Raw genomic sequence first — 24,147 nt, forward strand, 5'->3', positions numbered from 1 at the left:
TACATTAGGCATTCCCATGCTCTGCATGGGAACGAGAAAAAAGCACATCACACTGACTGAAAATTCACAATCCGAGCGAAACTCTCAGGTTCTAGACTTGCTCCTCCCACGAGGACACCATCAATTTCTGGTTGAGCCATAATCTCATCAATATTATTCGGCTTGACTGAACCGCCATATTGAATTGATACATTCGGATTAGTCAACTGGCTGCGAATTAAGCCAATTATTCGATTAGCTTCCTCTACTTCACAAGTGTCACCAGTGCCAATCGCCCAAATCGGTTCGTAGGCAATCACCAAATTATCTTGATCGATATCTACCAAGCCTTTGTCGAGTTGGAGAGCAATCAGAGATTCAGCTTCTCCCGCATCTCGTTGTTGTTTAGTTTCGCCAACACAGAGAATTGGAGTCAAACCAAACCTTTGAGCAGTTCGGAGGCGCAGATTAACAGTGGCGTCCGTTTCTGCAAAGTATTGCCGTCGTTCGCTATGACCGACAATCACAAAGCGCACACCACTTTCTGTCAGCATTGGGCCAGAAATCTCACCCGTATAGGCTCCATATTCTTCCCAATGGATATTTTGTGCCCCCAGATGGATGAGGCTACCGTGCAAAGTCTTGGACAAAACACTTAAATCAGTGAAAGGAGGACACAATATCACTTCTCGCCCTTGGGGGGTTTCCTCTAAGTGGGGCAGAAATCCTTGTAAAAACTCCTGGGTCTCTGCCTGGGTTTTGAACATTTTCCAGTTGCCGGCAATAACAATTTTCCGCACAGGTAATTTAGTCAAGATCCTAACGCGTTATATTAGATGCATTTTTCAGTTTATGACTTTTTGTTAGCCATTAGTCATTAGTCATTGGTCATTGGTCATTAGTCATTAGGTATTAGAGATTGAAGAAAAGCCCAGTCACCAGTCCCAAGACCCAAACCTCTGTTAAAAATAACTAGGATAAGAGACAGGGCTAATTTAAAAATCCCAAATTTCAAATCTCAAATTGATATGACTTCCACATTGCCCGTGCCTGAACCTCATCAAAGCGATTCCGCTAACACTGACGCAAATTCTCTCAGCTGGGAGGAAGAACTGGATAGTGCCATTTTCAGTTTTGAAGACATTCAAACAGAACTGAACTATAAACAAGCACAAACGGCGCTACGAAACTTGGTAGCCAATCTCGACCTCACTCCCCAGGAAAAAACTGGGTTAGAGAAGGAAATTGCTGATTTGGAAACCATGCTGGGAAAGTTAGACCGCATGGTAGTGCAGATTGCGACTTTTGGCATGGTGGGACGTGGTAAGTCTTCGCTACTCAATTCTTTGGTTGGGCAAACGGTATTTGAAACTGGGCCGCTGCACGGTGTCACCCGTACCGCACAAACAGTTAATTGGAGTATTAGCGAGGAGACGATTGGGGAAACTGAACGGGCTTTGCGTGTTACTCTTCCTGGTGTAGGTCAATCCCAGGTGGAATTAATTGATACTCCTGGGTTAGATGAAGTAGATGGTGCAACCCGCGCCGCCTTAGCTGAACAGATTGCCAAACAAGCGGATTTGATTCTGTTTGTGATATCTGGTGATATGACAAAGCTGGAATATGGCGCCCTTTCTCAGTTGCGGGAAGCAGGTAAACCGATCATTCTGGTGTTTAATAAAGTAGATCAGTATCCAGAAGCAGACCGGATGGCAATTTATCATAAAATTCGGGATGAAAGGGTACGGGAATTACTTACACCTTTAGAAATTGTTATGGCTGCGGCATCGCCATTGGTGAAGACGGCGATTCGTCGCCCTGATGGTACTAGGGGCATACAGTTACGTACAGGTAATGCCCAGGTTGAGGAACTGAAGCTGAAAATATTAGAGATTCTGCATCGTGAGGGTAAAGCCTTGGTTGCCCTAAATACCATGCTTTATGCCGACATTGTAAATGAGCAATTGATAGAACGAAAACTGATGATTCGGGAACAGAATGCCAATCAGTTGATTTGGAAGGCTGTGATGACTAAGGCATTAGCGATCGCACTTAATCCTGTAACTGTGGTAGATATTCTCAGTAGTGTGGTAATTGATATTGCTCTGATTTTGGGTTTATCTAAACTCTATGGCTTCTCGATGACCGAAGCCGGAGCTGTACAATTGCTACAAAAAATCGCACTGAGTATGGGCGGCATCGGTGCTAGTGAATTATTAGCAAATTTAGGCTTGAGTGGACTAAAAACTTTACTTGGAATCTCTGCAACAGCTACGGGTGGCATTGCGCTAGGCCCTTATATATCGGTAGCAATCACCCAAGGGGGAGTAGCTGGTGTTTCTTCTTACGGGATTGGACAAGTGACCAAAGTTTATTTAGCCAATGGCGCAACTTGGGGGCCTGATGGGCCAAAAGCAGTGATTAATCGGATTTTGGCAAACTTGGATGAAACTTCAATTCTTAATCGGATTAAAGATGAATTACTTCACAAAGTAAAACTCAAAAAGTGATGCATAAATAAGGTTTGGTTAGCCATATTTGTCCTTAGAGCTGATTCGTCAAGAAAAGCTTGAGGTGCCATTCACTTTATCATCAGACGAATCAATGAGCCATAAATCATTGCTTCACTTAGCTCTTTAGCTCTGTCTAAAACTCATAATCCTTGCTCAAACGCCGAAATCGATTGCGACATCTAATTTGTAAATGTACAGATGCGCTACCAACTGCACTATAAACACTTAAAATAAGTTATGTATAATCGCTTAATTATTATTAGTTTGTCAAGCTTTTCCTGAAAACTAAATTTTAAATATCTCCTCTCACCCTCAGCACTCTCTAGGATACTCGCAACAAATAGGTCATACAATGCCCCATCAAAAAGTAAACTACTAACATGGCAGCAGCAGCCAGAGCAACCAATGTACCAGCTAACATTAAAGAAAATTCTTTACTCTCGTAGGCTTTTTCCATTAAGTGCAGCGACCACGCTACCAGGGCTACATCAAAAAGTAAAATAGGAAGCAACATATTTTTTAATATTTGTTAATACTTGTAAAATAATATTAACACCCTTTTTAGGAAGTGTGTCTAACCTTAGATGGATGTCATTAAATGAGAAATGGTGGATCAGCAGAATGTTCTAACTGGCACGTTGCGATCGCGCAAGTAACTTTTAATTTCTGCTACGGTTAATTGTCCGTAATGTAATAGTGACGCGAGTAATGCAGCTTCAGCTTTGCCTTCAGTTAGGGCAGTGTAAATATGTTCACAATTACCTGCACCACCAGAAGCAATAACTGGAATTTCTACAGCATCGGCAATTGCCCGTGTGATTTCAATGTCATACCCGGCTTGGGTTCCATCAGCATCCATACTTGTGACTAGCAGTTCTCCGGCCCCCCGTTTTTCAACTTCCTGTGCCCACAATAGGGCATCTAAGCCTGTATTTTCTCTGCCACCCCGCACATACACATCCCAACCTGGATTTTCCGGGTTATTTCTGCGTCTGGCATCAATAGCAACAACTATGCACTGATTACCAAAGCGATCGCTTGCCCGATTAATCAAGTCTGGTTCCCGCACTGCCGCAGAATTAATACTAACCTTATCTGCGCCTGCTCGTAACAAAGCTTTAACATTTTCTAAGGATTGAATGCCACCACCCACAGTCAATGGAATAAAGACCTGTTCAGCAGTCCGGTAGACCACATCTAAAATTGTAGCTCGATCTTCATGAGTAGCTGTAATATCCAGAAATACTAACTCATCAGCACCGGCTTCGTTGTAAACCTTGGCCAGCTCTACCGGATCGCCTGCATCTTGGAGATTGACAAAGTTAACTCCTTTTACAACCCGTCCCGCCTTCACATCTAAGCACGGTAAGATTCTTTTAGATAACATAATAACTTTTGTACTTCTGGGTAATTGACCGGAATTTAAATTTTAAATTGGCGCGGGTATTTTCAAACGAAAATTTTCACATGGGGTACAAGAGTCAGAGGTGCACAGGGGAAAAACTTACTGCAACATCTCCCTTGCTCCCCTGCATCGCTGTCTCCCCACTCCCACTCTCTAGTCCCTTATAAAGTAGATAGCTGAATTATGGCGATAATCTCCTCGAAAAAACAGCCTCCAGAACCTAACGGAGAACCAAAGCAGCGTCGAGAGTCGGCGAAAGCACCATCCACAGAAAATATTTTGAAGCCTGAAGCTGCTATTGATGAGCAAGAACAGCAAGAAGAAGGTATTCGACCACACCGATTTGCTGATTACATTGGGCAAAAAGATTTAAAGGATGTACTAGATATTGCCATTAAAGCAGCCAAATCTCGTGGTGAGGTGTTGGATCATTTACTGCTGTATGGGCCGCCGGGATTGGGCAAAACTACAATGGCAATGATTTTAGCATCGGAAATGGGGGTAAATTATAAAATTACTAGTGCGCCAGCCTTAGAACGTCCACGAGATATTGTTGGGTTACTAGTAAATCTCAAGCCAGGGGATATCTTATTTGTGGATGAAATTCATCGTCTCTCGCGGATGACGGAGGAAATTCTCTATCCAGCAATGGAAGATTATCGCTTAGATATTACCATTGGTAAGGGTTCCAGCGCTCGCATTAGAAGTTTGCCGCTGTCAAAGTTTACCTTAGTCGGGGCTACAACTCGTGTGGGTGCTTTAACTTCACCACTGCGCGATCGCTTTGGTTTAATTCAAAAACTCCGATTTTACGAAGTTGACGAACTGACTAAAATTGTACTGCGAACCGCTCAATTACTCAAAACCCCCGTTACAGAAGATGGTGCCACAGAAATTGCCCGTCGTTCACGCGGAACACCACGTATTGCCAACAGGTTACTGAAACGGGTGCGTGATTATGCGGAAGTAAAAATATCTGGAGAGATTAATGAAAACATTGCATCTGAGGCATTGCAACTATTCCAAGTAGATCCTTGCGGTTTAGATTGGACAGATCGCCAGATGCTGAGTGTAATAATTGAACAATTTAACGGCGGCCCCGTGGGGTTAGAAACAATGGCAGCAGCGACGGGGGAAGATACTCAAACAATTGAAGAGGTGTACGAACCTTACCTCATGCAGATTGGGTATTTAACTCGGACTCATCGCGGTAGGATGGCGACAAAAGCAGCATATAAGCATTTGGGATTCACGCCGCCTAATGAACAGTTGTCATTATTGTAATTATGGGTATTGGGCATTGGGCATGGGGCATTGATACTCGTAAATGAGTCTTTGAACTCCATTAATGAGTCTTTGAACTCTATTAATGAGTCTTTGAACTCCTTTAATGAGTCTTTGAACTCCTTTAATGAGCCTTTAAACTCCTTTAATGAGTCTTTGAACTCCTTTAATGAGCCTTTGAACTCCTTTAATGAGCCTTTGAACTCCTTTAATGAGCCTTTGAACTCCATTAATGAGCCTTTGAACTCCTTTAATGAGCCTTTGAACTCCTTTAATGAGTCCCATGCTCAATTACAAATGACAAATGACAAATGACAAATGACAAATTAGGTAAACCTAGATGATTAAGTTGATTGGTATTTTTCTCAGTCTGTTGCTTGTGTTTGGCTGGGCTACTCCAGTCATGGCACAATCTCAACCACCCATTACTCAAGAACAGTTAAAACAAGGTGATGAGTGGGCAAATCAAGCGTTTATAGCGACGAATCAAGGTGATTTTGCGACGGCTGAGACTTACTGGACAAAGATTATTGAGCAATTTCCCACTAATGCGGGGGCGTGGAGTAACCGGGGAAATTCGCGGGTGAGTCAAAATAAGTTACAAGAAGCGTTGGCAGATTATAACAAAGCGATAGAACTAGCGCCGAATGTTACTGATCCTTACTTGAATCGGGGCGCGGCGTTGGAAGGACTGGGAAAATGGGATTCGGCGATCGCAGATTACAATCGCGTTCTAGAACTCGATCCTAACGATGCGATGGCGTATAACAATCGCGGTAACGCCACAGCGGGTTTGGGAAAATGGGATGAGGCGATCGCAGACTACAAAAAATCTAATGAGATAGCCCCAAATTTTGCTTTCGCCCGTGCTAACTACGCCCTCGCCCTTTATGAAACTGGTCAAAAAGAGCAAGCAATCCGGGAAATGCGAAATATTGTCCGTAAATATCCTAAGTTTGCTGATGTGCGTGCCGCCCTCACAGCTGCATATTGGGTAAATGGAGAACAAGGTGAAGCCGAAAGCAACTGGGTTGCAGCTTATGGACTTGATAGCCGCTATAAGGATATCGACTGGGTAAAAAATATCCGCCGTTGGCCTCCAAGTATGGTGGTGGCTTTAGATAAATTTTTGAAAATCAAGTAGGCACTTTTAACTCAACAAACAAAGATTTCTTTTCTTTGCCTATCTACCTGTTTTCTGGTATACATCATTGTAGTTAACCAGAAGTAGGAATTATGACTCATTTTGGACTGATCTGCCCAGCAGCAACTGGTCATCTCAACCCCATGACCACGCTAGGGTACGAACTTAAAAAACGTGGTCATCGTGTCACCCTATTCGGTATACTTGACGCTCAATCTAAGACACTAGCAGCTGGATTGGAATTTTGGGCGATTGGCGAGTCTGAGTTTCCTCGTGGAGTGATGGCGCAATTGTTTGCCCAACTAGGAGAACTTAGTGGATTAGCTGCATTGCGGTATACGATCGCTTGGATACAGAAGATGGCGGCTATGTTTCTTAGGGAAGCTCCACAAGCCCTTAAAGAAGCTGGGGTAGAGGCGTTGCTAGTAGACCAGGTTTCACCCGAAGGGGGAACAATTGCAGAATTCTTAGGCATTCCCTTTGTCAGCGTGTGCAACGCCATGATGATTAATCGGGATGTCAGCGTTCCACCTTTTAACACCTCTTGGAGCTATAGTTCTACCTGGTGGGGATTGTTACGCAACAGAGCAGGTTATGAGTTGTTAAACTATGTTGGGCGACCAATCAGGGAGGTCATAGATGAGTATCGCCGAGAATGGAAGTTATCCCCTCATTTTAGTGCCAACGACTCTTACTCTCAACTAGCTCAGATCAGCCAACAGCCTGCGGAGTTAGAATTTCCAAGGGAGAATTTACCCAATAGTTTCCATTTCACAGGGCCATACCATAACACAGTCACTAGGGAACCCCTATCTTTCCCCTTTGAAAAGTTGTCTGGGCAACCGTTAATTTACGCTTCGATGGGGACTGTACAAAATCGCCTATTGAGAATTTTCAACTTTTTTGCCGAAGCTTGTAAAGAGTTAGATGCTCAATTAGTTATTTCTTTAGGTGGTTCTGCAACTCCAGAGTCTCTGCAAGGGCTACCGGGAAATCCCTTGGTTGTTGGTTATGCACCCCAACTAGAATTGCTGCAAAAAGCTACTCTCACCATTACCCATGCTGGCATGAATACCACTTTGGAATCTCTGAGTAATGGGGTGCCGATGGTGGCAATACCAATTACCAATGACCAGCCAGGTGTAGCAGCACGTTTAGTTTGGGCTGGTGCTGGTGAAATGATTCCCCTGGCTCGATTGAATGTTCCCCGGTTGCGAACTGCTATACAAAAGGTGCTAACGGAAAATTCTTACAAACAGAATGCTTTGAGACTACAAGAGGCGATTCAGCGAGCCGATGGTGTGAGTCGAGCCGCTGATATTGTCGAACAGGTTGTTGCTACAGGAAAGCCTGTACTTTCGGATGTTAAATGATTAGGGAATTTTTCAGCGAATTGTTTCTTTGTTTTATTCATCGGGGATTTATATATGACAGCTTTAACTCGCGAAACTATACTTCCCAATGGCATGAAAATCTTTTATTTGCGAGAAGAAGAAGTACTGACTCTTTACGAACAAATCCAGGAATATTTCAGGAATGGGATAGAGTTACACGAGGGTGATACTGTTTTTGATGTGGGAGCCAACATTGGTTTATTTACCCTTTGCGTATATCATCTGTGTAATCAAAATGTTAATGTATACGCGTTCGAGCCTATCCCAGCTATTTTTGATGTGCTGCACGCTAATGCTCAACGTGTTGATCCAGAAAAACTGAGAGTATTTCCCTGTGGACTTTCAAGGGAGGCAAAGATAATGACCTTTGCTTACTATCCCAACGCTACACCTTTATCTAATGCATACCCAGAAGGCTTAAAGGAGGATCGAGAGCAACTAAAGAGGACTGTCCTAAAAAATCTCAAAGATGCTCCTCCATTTATTCGTTGGCTTCGTTGGCTTCCTCCATTCCTTAGCTCGTTTATTCTCGACTTTAAATTAGAAAAAGCTTTTCAAATAGAGACAGTCAATTGCCAGTTGAGAACCATATCAGATATCGTTCGTAATCATAATATTCAGCAGATTGATTTACTGAAAGTGGATGTGGAGAAAAGCGAGTTAGATGTACTGTTAGGCATAGAAGAACCGGATTGGCAAATAATCAAGCAAGTGGTTGTTGAAGTTCATGATTTTGATAGCAGAGTCGAAAAGATTACAACTTTACTAAAAGAACACGGTTTGAGCAAAATTACAATTGAGCAGGAACCTATTTTCAAGGGTTCTAAGATTTTTAATCTGTATGCCTTGCGCTAGCAGCTTGATGAGAAATCATTGGCTTAACCTAATAATATTGAAACCTAAATATGGAAATCCAATAGGATACGATGCGATCGCTCCCATCCTATCTCATATCATTTCAAACTTTTTAAACCAAACTAGTCTCTCGGACTCCCTGATTTTGCTGGCGTCTCCCTTTGACTCTCATTTTGATACCTCCTCCTGGCCCCAACAACGCCCCCTTACGGGTTGGTTGCACTGGTTTGGTATCAGCTAATTCCATCTGCCAGTGAGACAGCACTGTTGCCAAAACCACCTTCATCTCAAACAGCGCAAATGCCATTCCAATACAGCGACGGTTTCCGCCACCAAAGGGCAAATACTCAGAAGGGGTAAATTGCCGTTCTAGAAAACGCTCTGGTTTAAATTGCTTCGACTGCGGATATAAATCTTCTCGATGATGGGTCAGATATATGGAGGGAATTACCACAGTACCAGGATTTAACTCATAACCCATGACTTCTAGCGGAGATTTAACCAAGCGATTTAATGCTAACATTGCCACTGGATACAGGCGTAGAGTTTCTGAACAAACAGCACTCAAGTAAGGTAAACGCAAAATAGCATTTGGATCGGGGTTTTCGCCCAGGCTATCTATTTCTTGGAGTAGTTTTGCACGCACCTCTGGCAAATGGTGAATCCAGTACAAAGCCCATGTTAAGGAAGTTGCAGTAGTTTCGTGACCTGCCACCAAGAGGGTAATTAACTCATCGCGTAACTCTACATCAGTCATCGAGTGCCCCTCTTCATCACGAGCTGCCATCATTAAAGATAGGATATCAGTTCGAGATGTGTCAGGTTGCTGTTTGCGATCGCTAATCTCAGCATATATGAGTTCATCCATTTGCTCTCGTAAACGCAGAAATTTTCCCCAAGGACTCCAAGAACCTAAATCTCGTTGCAGTGATGGGAAAACAAGCATCATTGCCGTAACGAAAGGTTGCTGTGGATTCAGGATTTCCAGCAGCACTTGCTTGAGTTTTTCATAACGTGGCCCGTCTGCTAGACCAAATACAGCTTTCAAAATCACTTCTAAGGAGATTTCTTGCATAGATGGCAGAACTGAAAAAGATTCCCCAACTTGCCATTGACTAATTACTTGCTTGGTGATCTCACGGGTTAACTGACCATAAGCTAGCATTCTTTCTCCATGAAAAGGGGGTGTCAACAACTTTCGTTGGCGTTGGTGAGGCTTACCTTCTAGAGCTAATAGTGATTGCTTTCCCAATAAGGGCGATTTAATACCCGCCGGTTCACCAGAGTCCAACTGTTTTGGATCTGTGGTAAAAATCTGCTGAATCGCCTGGGGATTACTAATGAACACTTGAGGAGTAAAAACAGGGCCAATCCGAAGAGTGAAGATATCACCATAGCGTTTAGCACAGGCTTCCATGTATTCTAAGGGATTAGTCAGCCACTGATACGTTTGTACCCAAGGGTGAGTTTGAGGGCCGTTAGGCAGTTTAAGTGCAGACATTTTTATTAATCTCCCAATTATTCGAGCAAGATTGTTATTCAGCCAGTCATTTATGCACCCCTAGCTTGATTAATCTTAGAACACAGATTGGATAGATGAACTTACCAATTCTTGAATCTGCCTTGGGGTTAATTCTTGCACATTACGCAAAACTACTGCTGCTCCGGCTGCTATTAATGTTTTACTGTATGCATCACTACGCGGTACTGTTTCCTGGACGTGGGGCGGTAAAACTCCTACTCCAATCCAAGGGCGAGAAGAATCTAAATGCCGCGCTTTCTCGATAGTATACATATCTGCTACCGTATCTCCCACATACACGATCGCTGATTTTTGCTCAATTCCATTTTCTAATTCACGAACTGTAGCAAAAAGTCCAGTTGGGTCAGGTTTACCTGGCGCATCTTCCATCGCAATCAATACTGGAGATTCTAAGCCCAGACGCTTTTCCAAAATGTAGTTAGCTGAACCACGAGTCGCACCGCTAAAAAATCCCCAAGCAATCCCAGCTTGGGTAAGTTGTTCTAAATAGCTAGTTTGTAATAATAAGGGTTCATTACAGATATACCCAGTAAAATTATTTGGGTCTGGGCCGCGGTAGCGGGATTGAAAAAAAGCAACGATCGCACTGTAATCTAGTTGCAGTTGTTCGCGGGTCTGTTCTTGAGTTTCAAAGTAGCGGTAAATTAATTCTTGCGATGCTTCCCAATCGTTATTCCACATACCTTCAGACTTTAGTTGGTCAATATCTTGTGGGGTTGGACGATATGCTTGGGTAGTAAAATATTCTACGGTATCTGCGATCGCTCGGCGATAGGAACCGCTAACATCGCGCACAACGCCATCAATATCGAAAACAACGATCGCTTTTGGTGAAGTTGCTTGAATCATGGGTAGGGAGGAAAAGAGTTTTATTTTTATCTTGCCTATGTATTCATCCTTTCATAAATAGCAGAAGATATCGGAGAATATTGTGTTAAACCTCATCTATGTTGAGAACCGTAGTTTTTGCCCTCACCCTAAATCCCTCTCCCCAGTAGGGAGAGGGACTTCTTTCCGGCTCCCCTTCTCCCAATATTGGGAGAAGGGGCTGGGGGATGAGGGTTTTTCTATTCATACAGAACTACGGTTTTCAACGTGGACGCAGTTTAAGTAGTTGAAAATCCAAAACTTGGTAAAAGAATCAATCATCACAGGTACTGTTGCAATGAAAGTATGGATAAACGTTTTGTTTTCCGGTAGCCCAAAAATGTCTAATTTTTCTAAAGAGATTTGATTAACCCAATTATTGAGTTTAGAAGTGAAGCGATCGTGGTCATTAATCGACATTGAGGGCTTCTAAGCCGCGGTCAATAGACCTCTTGCAAAAGTCTTATGAGCGTGGGACAAGTAGGTTAGAGCTTTATTGACATCTATGACCTACGATGCATGTAAAGAACCTCAAGCCGGAAGAATTCAAACGCTGGTGTGGCGTGCATCCAAAGACTTTTAGCCAGATGACAGAAGTAGTGCGATCGCTTTATCGATGGCTTGCTTTCGGTGATTATTCATCCAAGCAAGAGCGTGAAATTGTGACTTTGGGAAAAAATCAGAGTCGAGGAGTTGCTCTAGTGTAAAGGAAGATTGTTTAGGGAGGGTAGCGATCGCTAATCCGGTTTCAATTACCGTCAGTCGTCTAGCGGCTTGATAGCTTTCATCGAAAACCCGATCAAAGTCAGGCTTCAAAATTCAAAATTAATAATTCTCATAAACAAATTTACTTGCTCTCTATCATCAGTCTGTTTCGGTCACAAGCATATTTAGTTAGCGCTGACTAATCCTTATGGTAGCCCATTCTCAATCACTGTTTGGTCATTTGATAGGGTATTGCGTTAAAATAAGCGATCGCTATCCTAGTTAAGTAATGCCCGGAAATTCCCGGAGGTGTGATTGACCAAGTTTATTTTGAAAATTCTGTGGTTAGACGAGAACGTTGCTCTAGCAGTCGATCAAATTGTCGGCAAAGGCACAAGTCCCTTGACTAAGTACTTTTTTTGGCCCAGAAATGATGCCTGGGAAGAGTTAAAAAAGGAATTAGAGTCCAAACATTGGATTACTGACCTAGATCGTGTCGAGTTGCTTAACAAAGCGACAGAAGTGATTAACTACTGGCAAGAGGAAGGCAGAAACCGTCCAATGGCAGAAGCTCAGTTGAAATTTCCAGAAGTTGCCTTCACAGGTAGCGCTTGATATTACAAAATTAGCTATTGTCCCGATCTACAAGCTGCCAAAGTTTGATAGTCTTGTCCCGGCTGCCGCTTGCAATTAATTGTGTAACTTTGCTCACAGCAACAGCAGATACTGAGTCTACATGACCAGAGAGAGTAACAATCTCTTCTGCTGTGCTTACCCTCCAAAGTTTAACTGTTTTGTCGCAACTTGCGCTTAGGAGGGTTTCGCCATCGGCAGTAAAAGCCACAGCCACCACAGACCAAGAATGGCCTACTAGTGTGCAAATTAACTGACCAGTGTTTACCTCCCACAGTTTAATAGTGTTATCATCACTACCCGTCGCCAAAATTTGACCATCAGGACTAAAAGCGACTGTCAAAACCGCCCATGCATGACCTGAAAGGGTGCCTAACAAGCTATAGCATGGGCGGTTTTCAAATTCTCTCTGGGAACTTCCTAATGCAGGTATCTGCCACAAACGAATTGTTCTGTCATAACTAGCACTGGCTAAAAGCTGTCCTTGGGGGCTAAATGCCACTGAATTTACCTTTAATTGGTGTCCACCTATAGTGCAAATTTCTCTGCCAGTATTGACATCCCAGAGTTTGATTGTCTTATCCCAGCTACCACTAGCGAGAATCTGCCCATCTGGACTGAAAGCAACTGATTTTACAGCGTGTGCATGTCCCAAGAGGGTGCAGATTTCTTCTAATGTCTCAACCTGCCACAATTTGATAGTTTTATCATCGCTAGCAGTTGCCAGAATTTGACCATTTGGACTGAAGGTAACTGATTTTACAGCGTGTGTATGTCCTGATAAGCTAGCTAGGACTTTTTTGGTATTTAAATCCCACAATTTGATGTTTTTGTCATCACTAGCACTGGCTAAAGTGTAACCGTCTGGACTAATGGCAAGGGCATTCACACTATTTAATGTCCCAGAATGCCCAGTTAAGGTATGTAAGCATTGCCAAGGTGAGTTTTGGATTTTGAGATTTTGAGTTTTACATTCCATACCCATTACTTGCATAACTTCATCAGCCGATTGAAAGCGGCGGTTAACAGCATTTTGCAATAGCTTGTCGAGGATTTGCACTAAGCGTAGACTCTTTGAGTCTTGTCGCCAGACATCGCTAACTTTGGTAGTAAGATATTGTTGCCAAACCCAGCAATCATTAGCAATATCAAATAAATCAAAGGGAGGAATCTGGGTAAGTAAGTAAATACAAGTTACACCCAAGCTATATAAATCACTAGCAAAAACCGCTTTTCCCTTCGTTTGTTCTGGTGCAGCGTATTCTGGACTGCCAATACTGGTTTGTGATCTTAGCCGATCGATTTCTGTGAAAATTTTCGCAGTGGTAAAATCGACTATGACGAAATCCCCCTTCTTGGTAATTGGGGATCTACGAATGATATTTTGGGGTTTAATATCGCGGTGGATGATGTTGCGATCGCTCATAAACTGAAAAACTGGCAACACATCTTCTAAAAGTTGCCAAATCTGAATTTCATTAAAAGCACCTTCCTCTTCAACCATCTGAGCTAAATTAGTGCCTGCAATAAACTCCTGCACTAAATAAAAATGTCCCTTCTGCTGAAAATAATTTAATAACGCGGGAATTTGTGGATGCTTTCCTAATTCTTCTAGCTGTTGCGCCTTTTGCTCAAAAGTAATAGAAGTCTCGTATTCTGGCGATAATTCTTGAACTAAGCAAGGAACTGGAGGAAACTCACCCTCATCTACAGCGAGGAAGGTTTTACAGAATCCCCCTTTACCAATCTGCTTGATTAAACGATAACGTTCTTGTAAAAGCAAAATTTCTTTGCCTACACAACATCTACAATAAAATATAGCTATTTTTAGGGACTCAGAACTCGGAACTTCAGTTTCATATCATGTCCGGTTGAAAACTTCTCATTAGGACTGACATGGGGACACTGTTACCAATTGACTGAGCCTACCACAGACCTGGATCTTGAAGTTTTCTGTGGTAGCACAATGGTTGCCAGTTGTGCGAGTTATGACAATAACTATAAGATTGTTGAATTTACTGCTACTAGTTGTCTAAGTCGCTACACAGCAAAGATATCTAACCTTAGAACCAGTACGGACTATGAACAGATTAGCTTTGCCGTGAGCAAGACAGATAGTTAAGCTACCAAAAGTCTTATGTTGCTAATACTACAGTTGTAGCTCGTTGCCAAAACTACCAAATTCTCTGGTATCTATTGCGAGCTTTAATGGATAAGAAATATTTCTAAAAAGCCCAAAAAACTTGTGTAATTGGTAGAGCAGCAATAGTACAACTGTAGTCCTAATTAGGAGACAATTTTAAGCGCTATTACTTATTGACAAATGGTTGACGATTTTAACCTATGACCCATGCTTGTGCGTTGGTTCTAACCAATTTGAAATAAGAATACGACAGATGTATGGCTAGGGGCGCACATATCTGCGCCCCTACCAGATGTTCCTAATATTACTTATCCGCCGGGAAATTCACAACTATAGGTGGCAGACCGTTTTCTGTAGTTGGTTGTCCTTGGGTAACTACTGGTTGTGGATGCAAAGGTGTTGGTGTAAATTCACCCTTACCAGTTTGATTCCATAAAATCATGGATAGTAGCCCATCCACTAAGCCGTTATTGCTACCATTACTGCCAACTAAGACATCTGGAATCAAGCGGACATTGCGATCGCCGATAATCTGCATCAGTTGCATTGCTGTATAACCTTGTGACCCCAAAGCTTCCACACCAGCGCGGTAGGTTTCAGCTTTGGCGTTACCTGTGGCCCGAATACCTTCAGCCTCAGCAATTGACCGGAGTTTTGTCCCCTCGGCTTCACCAGTCGCCTGCTTAATTTGGGCTTGGGCTTTGAGGTCAGCAATATGTACACTCTGCTCCGATTTCACCATTTCTTGCTGGATATCAGCGAGTGCAGTTTCCCGAACAAGCTGCTGCCGTTGGGTTTGCGCCATCTGCTGGACTTCATAAGTCTTGCGTTCTTCTTCGGCAATTTTCCGGTCTGTCTGTGTCTGCATTAGTGATGCTGGTGGCTGAATATCACCAATCAGGGTGTCGATCGCTTGCACGTCATAAGCCCGTAGTGCTGTTTTAATATACTCAGCAGCCTCAGATTGTCGTTCGCTGCGAGCGGTGAGAAAGTCAAGTACAGTATAGTCTTGGGCTGAGTTGCGGAAATAATTACCAATAGTTGGTTCTAATACATGGTCTACCAGATTTTGCATTGCACCAACGCGAGAAATTACCTTTGGAGCATCTAAAGCACCCACATGGATAATTTGCGCTACTTCTAAATCAAAAGCAAACCCATCACGCGATCGCACTGTTAAAGAAGCCAGTTGAGCATCATAGCTATGGCGTTCAGTCCGACCTGACCAGTTTAAAACAATGTTGGTCGTTGGCACGAGTTCCATCTTCATAATCCGGGAGTTAATCGGGTGCTTACCAGGATATAGCGGTTCGACCCACACACCCTTATGTCCCTGATTCACCAAGTTACCGTGGGTGAAAGCTGCACCACTGACATCTTGATGTGCTTTACCCACGAAAGAAATTACCACACCCACATACCCAATCGGAATTTCCGTCATCGGTACTTGCTCAACCTGGACAAACCAAGGGTTCAAGTTCCAAGAACCCGAAAGCAAAGTCTGTTCTTGTAAACCTCGCCGTCCACCGCCATCAATAAATTTTTGACCATTTTGGAAGTTGTCGTGTCCCTCAATTATCGGCCCTGCGAGTTCACCGGCGGAAATTGGCAAACCATCTAAGGTTGTGACAATGCCAACTTTGTCAGATGCCAGACTGTACACCCGCAACTGTTCTGGAGTCATGCCATGAGTGCTGGCATTTGTTGCCAAGATGACTTTAAACAGGGCAGTGTTGATCCGGTACGTACCAGCCGTGAGAAAACCCATTTGCCGTCCTTTTTCACCACCTTGGGCGAGGAATTTCCGAGCATCTTGGAAGTTGTCACAACTGACAATTTTACCCAAAATTCGCTCTGGTGGGTTGGGTTGACCATCTGCTGCCACAATCAAAGCGATTTCCCCTTGGGGAACGACAACTACCGACTCTTTTTTTACAGAATACTGCCAAGGCCAATAGCCCCAATGCCAGCCAGGAGCTAAAGTATCTGCCTGCAAGCCAGCTTCGCCGTTGAGGGCAATCAAACTGCCTGCGGGGAGTCCGCGCCCGGAAAGGGTAAATTTCCTAACTACAATACCGACTTCACGCTCCCCAATTACTACAAGCCCACCAAAGAATAGGGGGACAAATATAACTAAACCCCCAACAAGGACGATGGGGATTAATACAAAAGGATCAATTCCAGCAGCTTGATATTGAGTCCTGCTAATTTGTAACTGGGAAATATTTGGTTTGGTCTGATTTAGCTGGACTGATGCAGAAGTCGTTTTTACAGGAACCGCATTGGCAGAGTGAATACTTCTAACGTTCGTCAAAGAAACTGGCGCAGCGATCGCTAAGGTTGCTACGACAGATGCTGCAAAGCGAGCTACCTTATTTTGTTTACGAGTACCAAGTAAAGATGAAAACCTTTTCATAATTTGTGCCCATCTGGGCAACTAATTAGCTAAATTAACACTTCACTAAGGCTTGCCTCTATTTCTTAAACTTGATGTAATTTTTTTAAATTTAATAAATATTTTGTAGGTTGGACATTGCCCAACCTACAAAGTGAAAATATAAAGTTAAATTAGACCGAACCGCCAGCAGCTTGAAACCGAGCGCGGGCCCGTTTGAAGGCTTGGGTTGCCTGAATTTGGGCTTGGCGATCGTCTGCGGAAACTTGATTTAGACGTGTTTCTGCTTGGTTGTAAGCAGTACGAGCTTCATCAAGGTTAATTTTGTCGCCACGTTCAGCACCATTAACCAAAATTGTCACTTCATTTTCTTCAACTTCGGCAAAGCCACCCAAAAGGGCGATCGCTTCCCAATTCTGATTTTTAGCGCCACGAACTCGCATGACACCAGTATCCAGGGCGGTTAAAAGTGGTGCGTGTCCAGTGAGGATACCTAGTTGACCAGTGGTGCTAGGTAAAACTACTTCTTCAGCTGGAGCATCCCAGACTGTTTTATCTGGGGAAATTACACGAACGGTTAATGTCATTTGTCTTTTGTCCTTTGTCCTTCGTCCTACCCTGCGGGAAGCCGCTGGCGCGTCTATGTCCTTTGTCCTTTGTAATTGCCATTAGTCATTAGCAGTTGAACTAATGACTAATGACTAATGACCAATGACTAACCTTTGATTTTTTCAGCTTTAGCGATCGCTTCGTTAATATCGCCAACTAAGTAGAAAGCCTGTTCTGGTAAAGCATCTAACTCACCAGACAGAATCTTTTGGAACCCTTTGATGGTGTCTTCCAACTTCACGTACTTACCAGGAGAACCAGTAAATACTTCTGCTACAAAGAACGGCTGAGATAAGAAACGCTCAACTTTCCTCGCGCGCGCTACGATTAGACGGTCTTCTTCAGACAATTCATCTAGACCGAGAATGGCGATAATGTCTTGGAGTTCTTTATAACGTTGCAGAGTTGATTGCACCGCCCGCGCAGTATTGTAGTGTTCGTCACCGACAATATTTGGCTGGAGCATGGTGGAAGTTGAACCAAGGGGGTCAACTGCGGGATAAATTCCCTTAGCTGCTAAACCGCGAGACAGCAATGTTGTACCGTCCAAGTGGGCAAAGGTGGTAGCAGGTGCGGGGTCGGTGAAGTCATCTGCAGGTACGTACACTGCCTGAATGGATGTAATGGAACCCTCAGTAGTCGAGGTAATCCGCTCTTGCAGTTCACCCACGTCGGTTCCCAAAGTGGGCTGATATCCAACCGCTGAGGGCATCCGACCCAGTAGTGCGGACACTTCCGAACCTGCTTGTATAAACCGGAAGATGTTGTCAATAAACAGCAGCACATCCTGCTTGTTTACATCCCGGAAGTATTCTGCTACTGTCAATCCCGATAGACCAACCCGCATTCTCGCTCCGGGTGGTTCGTTCATCTGACCGTAGACTAGAGCAATTTTTGACTCATTGAGGTTGTCTTTGTTGATAACCCCAGATTCAATCATTTCGTTGTAGAGGTCATTACCTTCACGGGTGCGCTCACCCACGCCAGCAAATACAGATACTCCACCGTGCTGGGTAGCAATGTTGTTGATCAACTCCATCATGATCACGGTCTTACCAACACCAGCACCGCCGAACAGACCAATCTTACCGCCGCGTCGATAGGGAGTCATCAGGTCAACAACTTTAATCCCAGTCTCAAACACCGAAGGTTTGGTTTCCAGGTCAGTGAATTGAGGAGCAGAGCGGTGGATAGGTAAAGTTGCCTCAGCATTTACAGGGCCCCTGTTGTCCACAGGTTCGCCAAGGACGTTGAAAATCCGACCCAAAGTGGCTTTACCAACGGGTACGCTGATGGGAGCGCCTGTATCGGTGACTTCCAAACCGCGCACTAAGCCTTCGGTGGAACTCATCGCAACAGTCCGCACCTGGTTGTCGCCCAGCAGTTGCTGTACTTCAACAGTGAGGTTGATTTCCTGTCCAGCTTCGTTGGTGCCTTTGATTTTCAAAGCGTTGTAGATTTGTGGCAATTTCCCGCCGGGAAATTTAACGTCTACAACTGGGCCAATGATTTGGGTAATGTAGCCAATGTTTGTTTTTTCTGCGGTTGTGACCATGCTGCGCCTAATGAGTGAAGCTAGATTTCAGATTAAGGTCGGAGAAGACATAAAATTAAGCAATGTCACCTTTCAGATTAGCACTGAACGACCCTACTCTACGCCATAAATTGATCCTTAAGACTGGGGCTTGGGGACGGAAATTAGGCTAGGTTCCTAAACTGCTTGGGAGACTCGAAATCAAAAACTGCCGTGTCTTGCAATAACAGACATGGCAGTCATCAAAATAGGTTAAAAATGAATTTTAGGCTTTAGATGCGGCTTTATGCTGTTGTTTGCGTTTTAGGAGCGAAGTTGCACCTTAAGCACCGAATGCAAGTAAACCTAGCACAGATCAAGATTCGGTAACTGACTTACTTGCAGGAGTAAAAGAAAGATTGTCATATCCAAACGCATTATCTCCTCCTATTCCAGTCAGAATACAGCGCTTCCTGGTGTTATGAAGTACAGTCTTTCTCCCTCGACACTCCCTCTTTTTTACCCTTTCAGCACTAAACACGTACCTCACAATAGCGGGAACTGCTGTAATGACTAATTTGTAGTTTAATACCATACATCTTTACATTGCTCAAAGCAGATTTAGCACAATCACATACTATAAATGTGTACTTTAGTCAATATCAAAAAGCTACACTAACCTATTTTCATACCCTGAATAGATTGATGTCATGAAACCTATGTGCAAACTCCATTTTCAAATCTTCTGAATATTCATAAGATAAAGATAGATACAAAAAACTGCTTTTAGCCAAGCGGCGATGGCTGCGGTTTTTGCTAATCTAGGCTTCATCCTCACACTTTCACCGAGCAATAGCTTATGAATTTCTCGTCAGCACGACAATATTTTTACCAAGAGATTCAGCAGTCTGACGAGCACATTGACCTAGCAAAGGCAGCTTTGTATATTGCACTAGAAGAATATCCCAACCTAGACCCAGAGGAATACCTCAATACCCTTGATACAATGGCGTGGGAGCTTCAAGAACGCCTGCCTGACTCACGATATCCTTTGCGAATAGTTCAAAGTATTAATCAGTATCTCTACGATGATTTAAAATTTTCTGGTAACAAAATTGACTATTACGACCCGCGCAACAGCTTTTTCAATGATGTAATCGATCGCCGATTGGGGATTCCTATTACCTTGGCACTTGTTTACCTAGAGGTTGCCAGACGGATTGATTTCCCGATGGTGGGTGTGGGGATGCCAGGGCATTTCTTGATCCGCCCAGATATTCCCGATATAGAGATTTTTGTGGATGCTTTCAATGGCGGTGAAATAATATTTACCCAAGATTGCGAAGACCGACTGTCTCAACTTTATCAGCAACCTGTAACGCTACAACCAGAATTTTTAGCTGTAGTTAGTAATCGGCAATTTTTGGCCCGGATGTTGACAAATTTAAAATTTATTTACCTCAAACAGCAAGAGTTAGAAAAAACGCTGGCAGCAGTTGAACGAATTTTGTTGCTGTTTCCTGGTTTAACTTTAGAATTACGCGATCGCGGTCTGATTTATTATCAACTCGGTTACTACCCCCAAGCCGTAGACGACTTACAAAATTATTTAGCAAAAGTTCCCGATGCTGAGGATGCATCTGTGATTCGGCGGCTACTTACCGAATTGGGTAAAGATGGGTAGGGAGTAGGGAGATGGGGAAGGGAAGGAAGTTGCAGTAAGTCTTTCCCCTCTGCCCTAATGCCCTGTTTGGCCAATTACGAATTACGAATTACGAATTATTTTGTTCTTCTGCAACTCGTTTGAGGCGGCGCAGTTGGGCTTGCATATCTTCTTTTGTCCAAGACGCAGCAAAAGTGTTAAAACCCCAACTAATTAAGGGGTTAGGGATATCGTACTCAAAGCGGTTCAGTAGAAGCGTTCCCTTTTCTGTGGGTTGACATTCCCAGCGATCGCGCCCTTGAAAAAACCCCTGAAATTCCCAGACTACCAAACCCGGTTGTCGTTCTACAACTACGCTATTCAATGTGGGTTTGAGTAGAGGAATTTGAATGATAAAACGACTTTCACTGCCGACATCGGTACTCCAAGCTTCGCCCACAGGTTCGCAACGCAGGACGGGGTTGAGCCAGCGGTGCATAAGAGCTAAATCGCTAATACAGCGCTCCACCACCCTAGCTGTAGCATTAATTTGAATCGATTGTGACAAAACTTGGGACATTCCACATCTTTGGTGCTGTTGCTGCAATTAGAGTAACGCAAAATTTTGGGAAGTGGGGAGCAGAGGAGAAGTTGCAGTAAGTTTTTTCCCTCTGCCCCTCTGCCTCTTGTCCCCCATGCCCTGAGCGAAGCCGAAGGGATGCCCCATATCAGTAGATTAAATCCAATATGAGTAACAAAGCCAAAAATTAGTCTTGATATCAATCAATAATATGTATGTTTTTACTGGTAAATTGATAGGCAAAACACTGACTCAGTGTTTGCGGCGAATACTTAAGCATAATTCCCGAAAACTATGAACACAACTTGGCAAGAAATAACCCAGGTGATGTCTACGACGGGCTACGCCTACGGAGTTGGTTTATCCACAAGGGTGCAGCAATTTTTGGCACAATCATCGCCCAGCCTGCAACCAATACAACCAGCAGTGAATCAAGGAATTGCTGATGTGCAAGGTATTGTTCAACAGTTGATTCTGTTTACGCCTCGTCTTTTAGGGGCGGTAGCAATCTTACTAGTAGGTTGGCTCATTGCAGCGATCGCAGCGGCACTGACGCAAGGAATCCTCAAGCGCACAAATATAGATAACCGCATTGCCGCTGGGATAACGGGTCGTCAAGATGTTCCCCAAGTGGAGAAATTAATCTCCAGCTTAGTTTTTTGGAGCATTATCCTGTTAACTGCGGTAGCTGTTTTACAGACATTGGATCTGGAGATAGCCTCTCGACCTCTGAATAATTTTCTCAATCAACTTATTGGCTTTTTGCCAAAGTTGGTTGGTGCAGGAATCATTTTGGTAGCAGCCTGGTTTTTGGCGACCATTGTGAGGATTATCACTGTGCGCTCATTACAGGCATTTAACCTGGATGAGCGTTTGAATCCAGAACCAGAAGACAGGACACCCAGCCTCAATCAGCTGTCTCTGAGTCAGACGATTGGCAACGCTCTGTATTGGTTTATATTTTTACTGTTTCTCGCTCCAATTTTGGATACTCTCGGACTACAGCAGGCTCTACAACCAGTACAAGCTTTAATTACAGAAGTTCTGCTAATTCTGCCAAACATTTTAGCGGCAATATTAATTGCTGTAGTTGGCTGGTTCATAGCTAATGTGGTGCGGCGGATTGTAACAAACTTGCTGGCGACAACTGGTATCGACCATTTAGGTAGTCGATTGGGATTATCTTCGGCTGCGGGGGTGCAACCTCTATCGAGTATTATCGGCACAATTGTCTATGTTTTGATTTTGATTCCTGTAGCGATCGCAGCGCTGAATGCCTTGCGAATTGATGCGATATCTGTGCCTGCAATCGCAATGCTGCAACAGGTTCTCAACGCCCTCCCTGCAATCTTTACAGCCGTGGCAATTTTGATTGTTGCCTATTTCGTCGGGCGGTTTGTGGCGGATCTGGTTACAAGTATTCTCACCAATTTAGGCTTTAATAACATTTTCAGCATACTGGGTCTGACAACACCCAGCAGACGAGTCGTAATTTCTACAGAACCAACAACTCCCCCGATTCCAAGCCGCACACCATCGGAAATTGCAGGCATTATTGCCTTAGTGGGGATCATGCTGTTTGCAACGGTGGCGGCGGTGAATATCCTGAATATTCCAGCCCTGACGGCATTAGTGTCTGGGATTGTGATCGTATTCGGGCGGATTTTGGCAGGATTGATAATATTTGCCATTGGCTTATTCCTGGCAAATCTAGCTTTTAATATCATTACCAGTTCCGGCGATCGCCAAGCCCAGATTTTGGGACAAGTGGCGCGGATTGCCATCATTGGCTTAGTCTCGGCAATGGCACTGCAACAGATTGGAGTTGCCAGTGATATTGTGAATTTAGCCTTTGGACTTTTACTAGGTGCGATCGCAGTTGCTATTGCCCTAGCTTTTGGTCTTGGAGGGCGCGATATTGCACGAGAGCAAGTTCAAGAATGGCTAAACTCTTTCAAAGGTAGAAACTAAAAATTGATGAAGGCGCAATTTCATCTGTAAATCTGAAAAAGTGCAGCCACAGAATCAATAGTGCAGAAAATCTATCAGCAATTTTGTTTAAGAGGTTGAAAGTTAGAAGCTCAGAAACTCGGAGTTTGAGTAGAGAATTTGACGTTTTAAATTTTAAAGCTCAAATTCCGAGTTTTGAAGCTCAATTTAATCGTATTTTCCGAGTAACCTTTTTTAGTTACAAGAAAGCTGGGATAAAGCAAGGACGCATAGGTGCAGCCCGTTGTAGACATCGCAAGAAGGCGGGGCGTAGTCCATCGCAGGAACAATCGATTTTCCCAAAATTACCGAAAGCCGTGTTGGTGGGAAATCTTGGGTCAAGATTTGATTTGACAGCTTTTGTGTTAGAAAAACCACTATTTTGGGAAAACTTAAGACAAGACCCTGTGTTAAAGACATTTGCTGTAATTCGTCAGCTAAACGCTATAAATTACAAGATTACACAACATGAGTGGCAACGTGTGCATGAGTTGAGGAATAGCTTTAGGTTCTAAATAAAAATTATTGTAGAATAACAATTTATGGATTTACTTATCAAAATTATTAAACGTTTTTGGATAATTAATTATTTCGGGATATTTGTTTTATCAGCTTGCACACCTGCATCATCCCAAGAAAAACTTTTAACATCCAAAGAAGGAAATTTTAGGATTTTAATGCCAGGGAATATTTTAGAAGAAGTTAGTTCTCCAGGAAAAGGGATTAATAACCGGAATTGGACAACTCTTAAGAGGGAATCTATATATTTAGTGACCCATTCAACTTTTCCTAAATAAATAACTCCACAGAGAGTTCCAAAAGTTTTACAGATTCTAATTAAAACTGCTAATAAAACAAATTTTATTGATGGTAAACAAGTATCTCAAGCTTCCGTTAATCAAAGTGGATATAACTGTCAAGACTTTACTTTAATGGGCAAGCCCAGTACTTACT

General features: G+C 43.4%; 22 protein-coding genes. 10 read left to right on the forward strand and 12 right to left on the reverse strand.

From position 1 onward, the window contains the following. Positions 1 to 47: 47 nt before the first annotated feature. A complete protein-coding gene (gene tpiA, locus NLP_RS05390; RefSeq protein WP_104909784.1) occupies positions 48 to 779 on the reverse strand; it encodes a triose-phosphate isomerase in 732 nt (243 codons plus the stop codon). Between the two features lie 228 nt (positions 780 to 1,007). Here tpiA and NLP_RS05395 point away from each other — a divergent pair, with 228 nt between their 5' ends. Further along, complete coding sequence (locus NLP_RS05395; protein ID WP_104905482.1) at positions 1,008 to 2,489, forward strand: GTP-binding protein; 1,482 nt, start codon at positions 1,008 to 1,010, stop codon at positions 2,487 to 2,489. 325 nt (positions 2,490 to 2,814) lie between these two features. On the opposite strand, the gene NLP_RS05400 is transcribed toward NLP_RS05395, so the two are convergent. Both NLP_RS05400 and hisF read right to left on the reverse strand, forming a co-directional pair. Further along, positions 2,815 to 3,006: a hypothetical protein gene (locus NLP_RS05400; RefSeq protein ID WP_104905483.1), complete on the reverse strand. Its 192-nt coding sequence runs from the start codon at positions 3,004 to 3,006 to the stop codon at positions 2,815 to 2,817. 99 nt (positions 3,007 to 3,105) lie between these two features. Then, positions 3,106 to 3,879, reverse strand: a complete 774-nt coding sequence (gene hisF, locus NLP_RS05405) for an imidazole glycerol phosphate synthase subunit HisF (RefSeq protein ID WP_104905484.1) — start codon at positions 3,877 to 3,879, stop codon at positions 3,106 to 3,108. A 201-nt stretch (positions 3,880 to 4,080) separates the two neighbouring features. Between hisF and ruvB the strand changes: the two genes are divergently transcribed. The 4 genes from ruvB (at position 4,081) to NLP_RS05430 (ending at position 8,574) form a co-directional block, all read left to right on the forward strand. After that, entirely contained in the window at positions 4,081 to 5,181 is a 1,101-nt protein-coding gene (gene ruvB, locus NLP_RS05410) for a Holliday junction branch migration DNA helicase RuvB (protein WP_104905485.1), read from the forward strand. Between the two features lie 340 nt (positions 5,182 to 5,521). Then, positions 5,522 to 6,325 (forward strand): tetratricopeptide repeat protein, encoded by an 804-nt coding sequence (locus NLP_RS05420; protein WP_104905486.1) that lies wholly within the window; start codon positions 5,522 to 5,524, stop codon positions 6,323 to 6,325. A 92-nt stretch (positions 6,326 to 6,417) separates the two neighbouring features. Next, positions 6,418 to 7,698 carry a glycosyltransferase gene (locus NLP_RS05425; protein ID WP_104905487.1) on the forward strand — a complete coding sequence of 427 codons (1,281 nt, stop codon included), beginning with the start codon at positions 6,418 to 6,420 and terminating at the stop codon, positions 7,696 to 7,698. A 54-nt stretch (positions 7,699 to 7,752) separates the two neighbouring features. Then, positions 7,753 to 8,574, forward strand: coding sequence for an FkbM family methyltransferase (locus NLP_RS05430; protein WP_199784767.1), 822 nt, complete (start codon positions 7,753 to 7,755; stop codon positions 8,572 to 8,574). A 112-nt stretch (positions 8,575 to 8,686) separates the two neighbouring features. On the opposite strand, the gene NLP_RS05435 is transcribed toward NLP_RS05430, so the two are convergent. From NLP_RS05435 to NLP_RS05450, 4 genes are all read right to left on the reverse strand, one after another. Next, positions 8,687 to 10,075 (reverse strand): cytochrome P450, encoded by a 1,389-nt coding sequence (locus NLP_RS05435; RefSeq protein ID WP_104905488.1) that lies wholly within the window; start codon positions 10,073 to 10,075, stop codon positions 8,687 to 8,689. A 75-nt stretch (positions 10,076 to 10,150) separates the two neighbouring features. After that, positions 10,151 to 10,966: a TIGR01548 family HAD-type hydrolase gene (locus NLP_RS05440; RefSeq protein WP_104905489.1), complete on the reverse strand. Its 816-nt coding sequence runs from the start codon at positions 10,964 to 10,966 to the stop codon at positions 10,151 to 10,153. A 222-nt stretch (positions 10,967 to 11,188) separates the two neighbouring features. Next, positions 11,189 to 11,404 (reverse strand): hypothetical protein, encoded by a 216-nt coding sequence (locus NLP_RS05445; protein ID WP_104905490.1) that lies wholly within the window; start codon positions 11,402 to 11,404, stop codon positions 11,189 to 11,191. A 159-nt stretch (positions 11,405 to 11,563) separates the two neighbouring features. Next, positions 11,564 to 11,800, reverse strand: a complete 237-nt coding sequence (locus tag NLP_RS05450; protein WP_234017224.1) for a DUF29 family protein — start codon at positions 11,798 to 11,800, stop codon at positions 11,564 to 11,566. 204 nt (positions 11,801 to 12,004) lie between these two features. On the opposite strand from NLP_RS05450, the gene NLP_RS05455 reads away from it, so the two are divergent. Further along, positions 12,005 to 12,304: a 30S ribosomal protein PSRP-3 gene (locus NLP_RS05455; RefSeq protein ID WP_012410744.1), complete on the forward strand. Its 300-nt coding sequence runs from the start codon at positions 12,005 to 12,007 to the stop codon at positions 12,302 to 12,304. Positions 12,305 to 12,314: 10 nt separating this feature from the next. Here the strand turns inward: NLP_RS05455 and NLP_RS05460 are convergent, their stop codons facing one another. From NLP_RS05460 to atpD, 4 genes are all read right to left on the reverse strand, one after another. Next, positions 12,315 to 14,105: a serine/threonine-protein kinase gene (locus NLP_RS05460; RefSeq protein ID WP_104905491.1), complete on the reverse strand. Its 1,791-nt coding sequence runs from the start codon at positions 14,103 to 14,105 to the stop codon at positions 12,315 to 12,317. A gap of 664 nt (positions 14,106 to 14,769) precedes the next feature. Next, complete coding sequence (locus NLP_RS05465; protein WP_104905492.1) at positions 14,770 to 16,881, reverse strand: SPFH domain-containing protein; 2,112 nt, start codon at positions 16,879 to 16,881, stop codon at positions 14,770 to 14,772. 152 nt (positions 16,882 to 17,033) lie between these two features. Then, on the reverse strand, positions 17,034 to 17,447 hold the full coding sequence (gene atpC, locus NLP_RS05470) for an ATP synthase F1 subunit epsilon (protein ID WP_104905493.1): 414 nt from the start codon (positions 17,445 to 17,447) through the stop codon (positions 17,034 to 17,036). A 128-nt stretch (positions 17,448 to 17,575) separates the two neighbouring features. Further along, positions 17,576 to 19,024 (reverse strand): F0F1 ATP synthase subunit beta, encoded by a 1,449-nt coding sequence (atpD, locus tag NLP_RS05475; RefSeq protein WP_104905494.1) that lies wholly within the window; start codon positions 19,022 to 19,024, stop codon positions 17,576 to 17,578. 817 nt (positions 19,025 to 19,841) lie between these two features. Between atpD and NLP_RS05480 the strand changes: the two genes are divergently transcribed. Then, a complete protein-coding gene (locus tag NLP_RS05480) occupies positions 19,842 to 20,666 on the forward strand; it encodes a SirB1 family protein (protein ID WP_104905495.1) in 825 nt (274 codons plus the stop codon). Positions 20,667 to 20,754: 88 nt separating this feature from the next. Here NLP_RS05480 and NLP_RS05485 read toward each other — a convergent pair whose 3' ends face one another. After that, positions 20,755 to 21,204, reverse strand: a complete 450-nt coding sequence (locus tag NLP_RS05485) for an SRPBCC family protein (RefSeq protein WP_104905496.1) — start codon at positions 21,202 to 21,204, stop codon at positions 20,755 to 20,757. A gap of 294 nt (positions 21,205 to 21,498) precedes the next feature. Between NLP_RS05485 and NLP_RS05490 the strand changes: the two genes are divergently transcribed. From NLP_RS05490 to NLP_RS05500, 3 genes are all read left to right on the forward strand, one after another. Beyond that, positions 21,499 to 23,175: a mechanosensitive ion channel gene (locus NLP_RS05490; RefSeq protein ID WP_104905497.1), complete on the forward strand. Its 1,677-nt coding sequence runs from the start codon at positions 21,499 to 21,501 to the stop codon at positions 23,173 to 23,175. A gap of 125 nt (positions 23,176 to 23,300) precedes the next feature. Then, a complete protein-coding gene (locus NLP_RS05495; RefSeq protein WP_104905498.1) occupies positions 23,301 to 23,708 on the forward strand; it encodes a hypothetical protein in 408 nt (135 codons plus the stop codon). Between the two features lie 27 nt (positions 23,709 to 23,735). Further along, the gene (locus NLP_RS05500; RefSeq protein WP_104905499.1) at positions 23,736 to 23,990 is read left to right on the forward strand and encodes a hypothetical protein; all 255 of its coding nucleotides are present in this window, start codon (positions 23,736 to 23,738) and stop codon (positions 23,988 to 23,990) included. The last annotated feature ends 157 nt before the right edge of the window (positions 23,991 to 24,147 follow it).

The sequence above is a fragment of the Nostoc sp. 'Lobaria pulmonaria (5183) cyanobiont' genome (assembly GCF_002949795.1).
In the GTDB taxonomy this organism is placed as follows: domain Bacteria; phylum Cyanobacteriota; class Cyanobacteriia; order Cyanobacteriales; family Nostocaceae; genus Nostoc.

Excerpts from the sequence above, each read along its gene's own strand:
- NLP_RS05425 (WP_104905487.1), top strand. The coding sequence starts at position 6,418 with ATGACTCATTTTGGACTGATCTGCCCAGCAGCAACTGGTCATCTCAAC.
- atpD (WP_104905494.1), bottom strand. The coding sequence starts at position 19,024 with ATGGTCACAACCGCAGAAAAAACAAACATTGGCTACATTACCCAAATC.
- NLP_RS05445 (WP_104905490.1), bottom strand. The coding sequence starts at position 11,404 with ATGTCGATTAATGACCACGATCGCTTCACTTCTAAACTCAATAATTGG.
- atpC (WP_104905493.1), bottom strand. The coding sequence starts at position 17,447 with ATGACATTAACCGTTCGTGTAATTTCCCCAGATAAAACAGTCTGGGAT.
- NLP_RS05430 (WP_199784767.1), top strand. The coding sequence starts at position 7,753 with ATGACAGCTTTAACTCGCGAAACTATACTTCCCAATGGCATGAAAATC.
- hisF (WP_104905484.1), bottom strand. The coding sequence starts at position 3,879 with ATGTTATCTAAAAGAATCTTACCGTGCTTAGATGTGAAGGCGGGACGG.
- NLP_RS05465 (WP_104905492.1), bottom strand. The coding sequence starts at position 16,881 with ATGAAAAGGTTTTCATCTTTACTTGGTACTCGTAAACAAAATAAGGTA.
- NLP_RS05435 (WP_104905488.1), bottom strand. The coding sequence starts at position 10,075 with ATGTCTGCACTTAAACTGCCTAACGGCCCTCAAACTCACCCTTGGGTA.
- NLP_RS05400 (WP_104905483.1), bottom strand. The coding sequence starts at position 3,006 with ATGTTGCTTCCTATTTTACTTTTTGATGTAGCCCTGGTAGCGTGGTCG.
- NLP_RS05395 (WP_104905482.1), top strand. The coding sequence starts at position 1,008 with ATGACTTCCACATTGCCCGTGCCTGAACCTCATCAAAGCGATTCCGCT.
- NLP_RS05490 (WP_104905497.1), top strand. The coding sequence starts at position 21,499 with ATGAACACAACTTGGCAAGAAATAACCCAGGTGATGTCTACGACGGGC.
- NLP_RS05420 (WP_104905486.1), top strand. The coding sequence starts at position 5,522 with ATGATTAAGTTGATTGGTATTTTTCTCAGTCTGTTGCTTGTGTTTGGC.
- NLP_RS05500 (WP_104905499.1), top strand. The coding sequence starts at position 23,736 with ATGGATTTACTTATCAAAATTATTAAACGTTTTTGGATAATTAATTAT.
- NLP_RS05485 (WP_104905496.1), bottom strand. The coding sequence starts at position 21,204 with ATGTCCCAAGTTTTGTCACAATCGATTCAAATTAATGCTACAGCTAGG.
- ruvB (WP_104905485.1), top strand. The coding sequence starts at position 4,081 with ATGGCGATAATCTCCTCGAAAAAACAGCCTCCAGAACCTAACGGAGAA.
- NLP_RS05480 (WP_104905495.1), top strand. The coding sequence starts at position 19,842 with ATGAATTTCTCGTCAGCACGACAATATTTTTACCAAGAGATTCAGCAG.
- NLP_RS05440 (WP_104905489.1), bottom strand. The coding sequence starts at position 10,966 with ATGATTCAAGCAACTTCACCAAAAGCGATCGTTGTTTTCGATATTGAT.